Below are 9093 nucleotides of genomic sequence, written 5' to 3'. Positions count from 1 at the left end.
ACCGTTCAGGGGCACATCCCTCCCCACGACACGCGAACGCGCACAAAGACGAGTGGGGACTTAAAACTGGCCACCAGCGGTGACCTCAACCCGGCCACCTGCGGCTACTTTTACACGGCCACGGACACCTACATCGGCCCCCGAGGCACACGCATGCGCACGGACTGATCACACGAGCGCGGCGCCCGCCAGCAGGCCCCAAGGGAGGCCGAATAGCCCCAAGATCCCAGCAGCACCACTCCACGGGCATCACCACTGCACAGTCAGCGCCATTGAGGACAACACCGGGCCAGCACCCCTGTACGGGCAGCACCATTGCGTGGCAGCGGCAGGCAGCACCACTCCACGGGCCAGCATCACTCCGCGGGCATCACCGCTGCACGAGCATCACCGCTGCACGGGATCAGCGCTGCACGGGATCAGCGCTGCACGGGCAACATCGCTATCCGAGCGCTCCGGGGATACGGCCCAGGACGTCGAAAGGTACGAGGCCGTAGGCGTAGAAGTCCACGGCGTCGGCACCGGCCGCCTTGGCGGCACGGACCTTGGCCGCGAGCCGATCCTCGGAGTCGGTGTCAGGCGGGCCCGGCCGCAGTACGGCACGCAGTTCCCGGTCCTTGCCCACCGACCGCTGGTACGCGGCGATATCGTCGGCCACCCGGGCGGCGTCCCTGGCGTACGCGAGCACCGCGAACGACGGCACGATGTCTCCGAGGGCGACCAGATCCACCCCAAGCTGCCAGGCATCGTGGGCGGCCAGTCCTGCCGGCGGGAGACCGTCGGCATACCCCTTGCAGGCACCGGTCGCGTCCATGAAGGTCAGCCGCGCCCCCTCCGCGCTCACCGCCGCCGACACCTCGGCGACCAGCGACGTCACGGTCTCCGAGCGCGCGCGGGCGTACGCGACGACTTCGGGACCGGCGTAGGCGGTCAACGCGGCGCGCGTCACCTCGCCCTGCGCGGGCGGGTCGCCGTCCAGGATGCCTCCGACGATGCGGGCGCACTCCTCCCGGGCGACTTCGGCGTTCACCCCGAGGTCCGTGGCCCGGCGCATGCAGTGGTCGCAGAAGCACAGACCGAACAGGAACGCATCCATCGGTCCGAGAGCCACAAAGCATCGCTCATGGTGATATCCATGGCCGAAAGTGCCGAAGTGCAGCGCCTCCGCGACCACGCTGTCCATTCCTTGCCGAGCGGACGCACGGCCGAGCGCCACCGCGTACGCGCGGACGTCGGGGTGCGCCGGACACAGATCGGCGGGAGATCCTCGATCGCCGAAGCAGTTCTGCACGGTGACGTCCGGAAAGGCCAGCCCGAGCGTCGTGTTGTGCAGGAAGATCGTCCAGCCGTGCATCTTCAGCCCGCGCTCGGCGCAGGCGCGGCGCAGTTCGGCGAGCGGTTCCCGGTCCGCGCCGTCCTGCACCGGGGGGACCAGCCGCAACCCGGCGAAGATGTCCTCTGGCGGTGGGAAGTGCACGCCGTCCCGCCTGAGCGTCACCCGAGAGGCGCCGTGTGGAGTGACGTCCCTCGCCCGGTGGTAGGCGGCCGCGATCGTCACCCCCGTCGCGCCGTATCCGGCCACCCGGTCGAGGACCTTGTCCATCCCCTCGCCGCGCAGGTCCTCCACGAAGACGTAAAGCGAGCTGTCCACGTCAACGGCCCTTGTACGCCACGAAGGCGATCTCGACCAGGATGTCCAGGTATGCCCCCACCGGGGCTGCACCCTCAGACGTACGGATCTCCCGCTTCATGTGTCACAACTCCTGGAAGTTCCTAGAAATACGTTTTGATCAAATCAATCACGACATAGTCATCATCAACCAGCGGAATCACCCGCCACTTGTCGAACGCGCTGCAGGGATGGGACAGACCGAACGACACCAGGTTCCCGGGCCGGATCCCCTCCTCCCCCGGCGGGAAGCGCAGATAGGTGTGCTGGTCCTGGATCTTGACGACCCGCGCCTCGTCCAGCCATCCGGGCGTTCGTCCGTTCACGGTCCGCACCATCGGCAGGTCAATGTCGTACGGGACGTCCCGCTTGCCCATTCCGAGCAGGGCAAGACCGGGTTCGGGCACCGACAGCACCTGGGCCCAGGCCTCGAGAGCGGGAAGCAGCCCGCCCTCGATCCGGTTGTACGGCGTGACCTCACGGTAGAAGCCGTCGTCGTGGGCCACGTAGGCGCCGCTCCGGAGGAGCACGAGCGCGTCGAGGCCCGATTCCTCCCGTGGGCGCGCCAGAGAGGCCAGCTCCTCGGCGACCAGATCGAACCAGGCACTCCCGCCGGCAGACACGACGAGCCGTCCCTCGACATGCGGAGAGACGGCCTCGGCGGCCGCGCGAAGCTCGTGGAGAATGCCCCGCACCTGGTCCGGACCGGACCGGGTGCCCTCGTAGCACGCCACGCCGGCCAGCTCCACGCCCGGAGACCTCCGTACGGCCTCCGCGACCTCCAGCAGCTCAGCCAGGCTCCGGCAGCCGGTACGTCCGTCCGCGTGGCCCAGCTCCACCAGGACCCGGAACGGCACGGCGCCGGCGGTGTCGGAGAGGATCCGCACGCCTTCGAGGGAGTCGGCGTAGCAGAGGAACTCCAACCCCCGCTCCACCTCGTCGGCCAGCCGGCGCAGCGCGGCCGTGTCGACGATCTCGTTCGCCAGGAGCACCCGTGGCACGCCGAGGTTGCGATAGACCAGCGCCTGTCCGGGCGTCGCCGCGCTGAGCCCCCACGCACCGGCGTCGAGCTGCGCTCTGAAGATCGCGGGAGCCATGGTGGTCTTGCCGTGCGGCGCGAACGCCATCCCGTGACTCCGGGTGAAAGCGGCGAGCGTGGCGATGTTGTGGTCGAGCGCGGAGCGCTTCACGACCATCAGCGGCCAGGTGAAGGACCCGTCGAACAGGGAGTGCTGGGCCGCGACGAACTCGCGTCCGGTGACCGGCTCCCCCGCGTGCAGGAACCCGCGCGTGCTCCAGTCGATCAGCACACCCGCGGCCACGCCACCGAGGCCACCGAGGTCATCCGCGATGTGCACGTCGCCCCCCTTGCCCCGGTATAGACCACCTGGGTGGATCGTACTGGACCATGGGCCCGTCAGGCGGGTCGCAGCGCTCGGCCCGGGGTGGCTCCGGTCAGCTTGCCCGCAGCGAGCACCGGAACGCCGGAAACCAGCACGTCGTCGATGCCGACGGCGAGCGAACGCGGATCCTCGTACGTCGCCGTGTCGGCCACCCGCAGCGGATCCACGACGATCACATCGGCGACCTGGCCACGTCGCAGCAGGCCCCGGTCCGGCAGGCGGAAGCGGCGAGCAGGATGCGACGACAGGTGGACGGAGGCCTGCTCCCAGGTGAGATCACCCAGGTCCCTGACATGCCTGCCCAGATAGCGGGCGAACGCGCCGAACCCACGGGGATGCGGGTGACCGCCGACGTAGATGCCGTCGGAGCCGCCGGTGTGCCCGGGGTCGCGCAGGATCGCGCGGACCGACGCCTCGTCCTCGGGTCCCTCGTCGGGCCGGGCCGCCACGCAGCCCGCTTCGAGCCGCGTCTCGATCAGGAGCGTACGGCAGAATTCGGCGGGATCCATGCCGTGCCGGGCGGCGGCGGTGGGCAGGGGCAGGCCCTCGGCCCACTCGAACCCCGGCGCGTGGGACAACGTGATCCGCTCCCACAGCCCGGCGAACCCTTCCCAGTCCCGTGCCAACCGTTCCGGTTCGGAGCGGAGGGCGACGATCGCGCGGTCGGGGTCGGCCGCGGGCACCCACGGCGGCAACAGCACCATCGCCAGGATCGTGCTGCTCCGCAGGTACGGATAGGTGTCGAAGCTCAGGTCGATGTCCCGTCGGCGGGCGTCGTCGAGCAGCGGGAGCAGGGTCCGCGCCGGCCCGTGGTAGTGCGACACGTGCACGGGCGCACCCGAGCGGAGGCCGATCTCGACCGCCTCCGCCATGCCCGTCACCGCCGCCACGCCGTAGCCCCTCATGTGGGTCACGTACGGCAGGCCGCCCAGGGGCTCGCAGAGGTGCGCCAGCTCGGCCGTGTCGGCGTAGCGCCCGGGGGCGTACTCCAGGCCCGAGGACAGGCCCGCGGCGCCCTCGGACAGGCCCAGCTCGACGCGTTCTCGCATGGCGCGCAGCTCGGCCGCGTCGGCGGCCCGTTCCGCGGCCCCCATGACGTCGAACCGGATGGTGCCGTGCGGCAGCAGGTACGCGGTGTTCAGCGCGGTCGCGCGGTCGTAGGCCGCGAGCAGCTCGGAGACGGCGATCGGGCCGTCGATGCCGGGATGCCCGCCGTTGACCGCCGCGAAATAGCGGCTCGCGTAGTCGAACCCGGCCCGGGTCGTGGTCGGCGCGAACGACAGCCCGTCCTGGCCGAGGACGAACGTCGTCACTCCCTGGCGTAGCGCCGCGAGCTGGATCTCGGGATCGAACACGGCCGCGTCACCGTGGGCGTGGCAGTCGATCAGCCCGGGCAGCACGTACCGGCCCGACGCGTCGATGACCGCGGCGGCACGGATCTCGCCGTTCGACCCCGCCACGCCATGCCCCTGCCCGGCTGCCGGCCCCTGCCTGACCGGCTGCGCCGACGGGCTCAGCCCGGTCGACACGCTCTGTCCTGACACGCTCTGTCCTGACACGCTCTGTCCTGACACGCTCTGTCCTGACACGCTCTGTCCTGACACGCTCTTTCCTGACGCGCTCGGCATGGCCGGAGGGCTGTGTACAGGCGACGGCACGAGGATTCCCACCGCCGCGATCCGGCCGTCCACGATGCCGACGTCGGCCCGGAAGGGAGGCGCCCCGGTCCCGTCGACGACCCGGCCGCCGACGATCAGCACGTCAAGATCCATACGCCCGATTCAATCAGTTTCGCTGTCACCCGGACACGCGGCGTCCGCCCGGATCGGGTGGCGGCGCAGCACGTCACGGGCCTGTTCCCTGGCGAGGTTCCAGCCGTTCCAGGGGTCGGGGCGCTGCAGCCGGTTCGTCGCGACCACGTCTCGCAGCACGCAACTCCGTACCGGCTCAGGCAGCCGGTCCAGGATCGGTACGGCCTCCGCGCCGAGACCGGCCAGATAGTCGTGGTCCAGCCGGCTCACCCCGCGTACGGAAAGCTGCGTCTCGGCCACGCGCGCCTCGGGGTTCCACGCGGCGAAGGCCAGGAGCGAAAGCCCCGTGACGACTACAAGCGTCCGGGAGAACCACGCCGTCCCGCGGTGCGACAGCCGCACCGCGCCGGCGGCCAGGACGAGCACGAACACCGCGGCCAGCATCGACTTCATCTGTGCAGATCTGGTGCAATACCTGCCGTAGTACCGTGAGCCGGTGATCGACCGATATCTCCGGCGGCTGGGGCTGGATGACGAGCCTCCCAGCGTCGAGGGCCTGTTCCGGCTGCAGAGGGCCCACGTCGAGCGCGTGGCGTACGAGAATCTGGAGATCTGGCTGGACCGGCCGACGACGGTCGACCCGGCGGAGTCGGCCCGGCGGATCGTCTCCGGGCGGGGCGGCTACTGCTTCCACCTCAACGGCGCGCTGTCCCTGCTGCTCGAGGAGCTGGGATACCAGGTCACCCGGCACTACGGCGGCGTGCAGAACTCGCCGGACGTCCCGCCGGGTGCCAACGGCAACCACCTCGCGCTCATGGTCGCCGGGCTGCCGACCGCCGACAATCCGGGCGGGCAGTGGCTCGTGGACGCCGGACTCGGCGACGCGATCCACGAGCCGCTCCCGCTGGTCGAGGGCACCTACGAGCAGGGCCCGTTCCGGTACGTCCTGCGCCGGTCGGAGACCGAGCCGGGGGGCTGGCGGTTCGATCACGACCCTAGGGGCAGCTTCACCGGCGTGGACTTCCGGCCGGAGCCGACCGGGATGGACGCCTTCGCCGAGAAACACCGGCACCTGTCCACGTCTCCGGAGTCCGTGTTCGTCAAGGTGGCCGCGCTCCAGCGTCGCGACGCCACCGGGCTCGACAAGCTCACCGGTCTGGTCCTGAAGCGGATCGGCGCGGGACCCGAGTCCTCGACGACGCTCGACCGGCCGGAGGACTATTTCGCGGCGCTGACCGATGTTTTCGGTCTCACCCTCGACGACGTGACCGCCCCCGAGAGGGACAAGCTCTGGCAGCGCCTGTACAGCGCGCACGAGCGGTGGCTGGGCCGCAACGATCTCTCCTGAAGGGGTTTCGGCCGGTAGGTCAGGGTAGGCCCAGACAGGACCCGGAAGGAGGATGCACATGGACCGCCAGACGAAGCCGGAAACGAGGCGTGAGAACGACGTCATCGACCTGCTACTGCGGCAGCACAGCCTCATCAGGGAACTGTTCGACGAGGTCGACAAGAGCCAGGGAGACGCACGCACGGAGGCCTTCAACCGGCTGCTGCGCCTGCTGGCCGTGCACGAGACGGCCGAGGAGGAGGTCGTTCACCCGTTCGCCAGGCGCAAGCTGGTCGACGGCGACACGATCATCGACAGCAGGCTGGAGGAGGAGCGCGAGGCCAAGGAGATGCTGTCCCGCATGGACGGCATGGACACCTCCACCCCGGAGTTCTCGCGCCAGCTGGAGGCCTTGCGGGCCGCGGTGTTCGCGCACGCCGCCGCCGAGGAACGGTACGAGTTCGCCGAGCTGAGGGCGGCGACGAGCCAGGCCGAGCGTCGCGCGCTGGCCGTCGGGGTCAAGGCCGCGGAGGCGCTGGCACCTACGCACCCGCACGCCGGGATCGAGTCGGGCGCGGCGAACCTGCTGCTCGGGACACCGGTGGCGATCATGGATCGTGCGCGGGACGTGATCCGGAAGGCGACGGGTAAGAAGACCAGCGGCGGATAGGAGCGGATAGGAGAGCGGGACAGGAAAGCGGGACGACAGGAACTCGGCCGTCCCCGTGGACGTTGTCACTGGCGACGCTCTGGACGGAAAGGCCCGGACAATGTCTCCACTCGGGAAGTACTACATCGGCGCGGCTGCGGTTTCCGTGCTCTCGCTCTGGCTGCTGCCGGGCCTGATCGCCTGGCTCGTCGTGATCGGGGTCCTCGGCGCACCGGCCGTCGCCTACTTCATGCTCGACGAGTCCCAGCGGGCGAGGCTTCGCCGGATCAAGGGTCGCCAGATCGGACGCTGATCTCCACCGATCCTCGCCGAGGCCCGCAGCCGACACCTGGTAGAACACACAGGCGCCCGTGACCCTTCAAGGTCACGGGCGTCGTCATCGTTGATCCTGGCAGTCCCAGTCTTGGCAATCCCAGTCTTGGCAGTCCCAGTCCTGGCATTGCCCCGGGTTGTTCGCTCGATTGTTCGCCCAGCTGCTCGTCCCGGCTCTTGTCAGGCCGCGGCCGCCGCCGCCTCGATCTGACGGTTCACCCGAACCGTGACGTTCTTCTCGACGACGAACGACAAGAACGGGATGGTGCCCGCGATCAGCACCAGGAGCAGGTACTTCAGCGGCCAGCGGGTCTTGAGACCCAGGTTGAGCGCGGCCAGCAGGTAGATCATGTACAGGAAGCCGTGGATCGGCCCCACCACGGCGACGAGGGTGCCGCTGTCGAATCCGTACTTCACCACCATGGCGACACAGAGCAGGAGCAGCATCACGCCGACGATGTAGGCCATGACACGGTACGGCTTGAGCGCTGATTCCACGACGATCATTACCTCTGCTGGGGAACTGTTCTCACACGATATCCGCGACCGGCGCCGGTCCGTCCGCCGGTCCCTGAGCCGGTCCTTGCGCCCGTTCATCCGCCGAGCCACTTGCGGCGCCACCGGCCGCCCGCTCCTCGCGCGATCTCCGCAGAGCGTCCCGGACGAAGTGGTACCACATGAACACCGCGAAGGCCGCGAAGATCCACCACTGGGCGGCGTACGCCAGATTGCGCCAGGTGAGCCCGCTGCCCACGGTCGGGGCGGGCACCGCGACCGGCTTCGCGGTCGCCGCCGGCTCCTGGGCGGTGGCCACGACGAACCCGCTGCGCAGCTTTCCGTCCGTCCACAGGTTGATCAGCTCGCTGGTGGACACGGTCGCGACCTGACCGGCGGGCAGTGCCCCCGTCCGCTGGACGGCGTCGGTCTGCTCGGCCGGCCGCAGCCGCCCGGTGACCGTCACCGTCCCCTGTGGTACGGCCACCGCGGGATCGGTCGCCGAGGGAACCCAGCCCCGAACGATCGGGATGATCGTCCCGTCGGCCAGCCGTAGCGGCGTGAGAAGCCAGAAGCCCCGCCCGCTCGCGACCCGCCCGCCCGGCGCCGAGACGTCGGCCTCCCGGTCGGCGACCAGGAGTTGGCGGTCGGCGTCGAAGGTGCCCTGCGCGGTCACCAGGCGGCCCGCCACGTCCGACCCGGTGTGGCCGTCCAGCTTGGCCAGCTCGGTGACGGCGACCGGCGCCGGGTCCGCGGCCGCCTTGGGCATGCCGGACGACTCGAACTCGCCGAGCTGCCAGCGTCCCAGCACGAAGAAGGAGACCAGCACTCCGACCACCAGCAGGTGGAGACCCACCAGCCGGGGAGAGAACAGGGTACGGAGCATGGCTAACACGCTATCCGGCACACGTGCCGGTCCGGCACGCGCGGTCCAGCGGCACGGCCGGAACGTCCACGCTGAACGCGAAATCCGACAATAGGGTGCCGCGGGAGCAGGTCGTCTCGGTAAAGTGCCCCTCATGTCCGAACCGCAGATTGACCCGGCCGGGAACACGCAGGCGTTCCGTGCGTTCGCCCGCGAGCAGGAAGTCGAAGCCGCCCACGAGCAGCCGTCCCGGATGCCGATCTGGATCGCCGTCGGGGTCGTCGCGCTGGTCGCGATCGCCGTCGCGGCGTACTTCCTGATCTCCTGACCCCGCCTCGCCGGCCGACCTTCTGCCCGGCGGACATCCGCGTACCCGCCGCCGACGACCGCGCCCGTCGGCGGCTTTCGCGTGCCCGGAATTTCTGGACCGGTCGCAGGGCCCGCCTCTGACCTCGGCGGAACCCACGATGGCTAGTGCCCCTCCCGTCAATCTTTGCCCCGTCGCGTCGCCCAGGGCGGCACCTCGCCGCGTTGTCGTCGTCGGCCGTAGGCTCCGCTACGACCTCCTCCTCCGCCTTGCGATGCACCACCCTGGACACCG

10 protein-coding genes are annotated in these 9093 nt (G+C 70.0%); 4 read left to right on the top strand and 6 right to left on the bottom strand.

Annotated elements, in window-relative coordinates; translation table 11 throughout:
• Positions 1–442 precede the first annotated feature (442 nt).
• From QSK17_RS35405 to QSK17_RS35390, 4 genes are all read right to left on the bottom strand, one after another.
• Complete coding sequence (locus tag QSK17_RS35405; RefSeq protein WP_285711011.1) at positions 443–1651, bottom strand: hypothetical protein; 1209 nt, start codon at positions 1649–1651, stop codon at positions 443–445.
• 122 nt (positions 1652–1773) lie between these two features.
• Positions 1774–3027: an alanine racemase gene (locus QSK17_RS35400; protein WP_285711008.1), complete on the bottom strand. Its 1254-nt coding sequence runs from the start codon at positions 3025–3027 to the stop codon at positions 1774–1776.
• A 59-nt stretch (positions 3028–3086) separates the two neighbouring features.
• Entirely contained in the window at positions 3087–4844 is a 1758-nt protein-coding gene (locus QSK17_RS35395; RefSeq protein WP_285711005.1) for an N-acyl-D-amino-acid deacylase family protein, read from the bottom strand.
• A gap of 9 nt (positions 4845–4853) precedes the next feature.
• Complete coding sequence (locus QSK17_RS35390; protein WP_285711003.1) at positions 4854–5276, bottom strand: DUF4153 domain-containing protein; 423 nt, start codon at positions 5274–5276, stop codon at positions 4854–4856.
• A gap of 43 nt (positions 5277–5319) precedes the next feature.
• Here QSK17_RS35390 and QSK17_RS35385 point away from each other — a divergent pair, with 43 nt between their 5' ends.
• From QSK17_RS35385 to QSK17_RS35375, 3 genes are all read left to right on the top strand, one after another.
• The gene (locus tag QSK17_RS35385) at positions 5320–6171 is read left to right on the top strand and encodes an arylamine N-acetyltransferase family protein (RefSeq protein WP_285711001.1); all 852 of its coding nucleotides are present in this window, start codon (positions 5320–5322) and stop codon (positions 6169–6171) included.
• Positions 6172–6229: 58 nt separating this feature from the next.
• Positions 6230–6820 (top strand): hemerythrin domain-containing protein, encoded by a 591-nt coding sequence (locus QSK17_RS35380; RefSeq protein WP_285710998.1) that lies wholly within the window; start codon positions 6230–6232, stop codon positions 6818–6820.
• 100 nt (positions 6821–6920) lie between these two features.
• Complete coding sequence (locus QSK17_RS35375) at positions 6921–7112, top strand: tail-anchor membrane protein (RefSeq protein WP_285710996.1); 192 nt, start codon at positions 6921–6923, stop codon at positions 7110–7112.
• A 200-nt stretch (positions 7113–7312) separates the two neighbouring features.
• Here QSK17_RS35375 and QSK17_RS35370 read toward each other — a convergent pair whose 3' ends face one another.
• On the bottom strand, positions 7313–7639 hold the full coding sequence (locus QSK17_RS35370) for a DUF3817 domain-containing protein (RefSeq protein ID WP_285710994.1): 327 nt from the start codon (positions 7637–7639) through the stop codon (positions 7313–7315).
• Between the two features lie 22 nt (positions 7640–7661).
• Entirely contained in the window at positions 7662–8513 is an 852-nt protein-coding gene (locus QSK17_RS35365; RefSeq protein ID WP_285710991.1) for an SURF1 family protein, read from the bottom strand.
• A gap of 133 nt (positions 8514–8646) precedes the next feature.
• On the opposite strand from QSK17_RS35365, the gene QSK17_RS35360 reads away from it, so the two are divergent.
• The gene (locus tag QSK17_RS35360) at positions 8647–8820 is read left to right on the top strand and encodes a hypothetical protein (RefSeq protein ID WP_285710988.1); all 174 of its coding nucleotides are present in this window, start codon (positions 8647–8649) and stop codon (positions 8818–8820) included.
• Positions 8821–9093 lie beyond the last annotated feature (273 nt).

The organism is Microtetraspora sp. NBRC 16547, assembly GCF_030268965.1.
Lineage (GTDB): Bacteria > Actinomycetota > Actinomycetes > Streptosporangiales > Streptosporangiaceae > Microtetraspora.
Note: the sequence above shows the minus strand (reverse complement) of the source record. Positions and strands in the feature narration are given on the sequence as shown.

Coding starts and splice junctions, on each gene's coding strand:
- QSK17_RS35395 (WP_285711005.1), bottom strand. CDS start 4,844: ATGGATCTTGACGTGCTGATCGTCGGCGGCCGGGTCGTCGACGGGACC.
- QSK17_RS35390 (WP_285711003.1), bottom strand. CDS start 5,276: ATGAAGTCGATGCTGGCCGCGGTGTTCGTGCTCGTCCTGGCCGCCGGC.
- QSK17_RS35380 (WP_285710998.1), top strand. CDS start 6,230: ATGGACCGCCAGACGAAGCCGGAAACGAGGCGTGAGAACGACGTCATC.
- QSK17_RS35375 (WP_285710996.1), top strand. CDS start 6,921: ATGTCTCCACTCGGGAAGTACTACATCGGCGCGGCTGCGGTTTCCGTG.
- QSK17_RS35370 (WP_285710994.1), bottom strand. CDS start 7,639: ATGATCGTCGTGGAATCAGCGCTCAAGCCGTACCGTGTCATGGCCTAC.
- QSK17_RS35365 (WP_285710991.1), bottom strand. CDS start 8,513: ATGCTCCGTACCCTGTTCTCTCCCCGGCTGGTGGGTCTCCACCTGCTG.
- QSK17_RS35360 (WP_285710988.1), top strand. CDS start 8,647: ATGTCCGAACCGCAGATTGACCCGGCCGGGAACACGCAGGCGTTCCGT.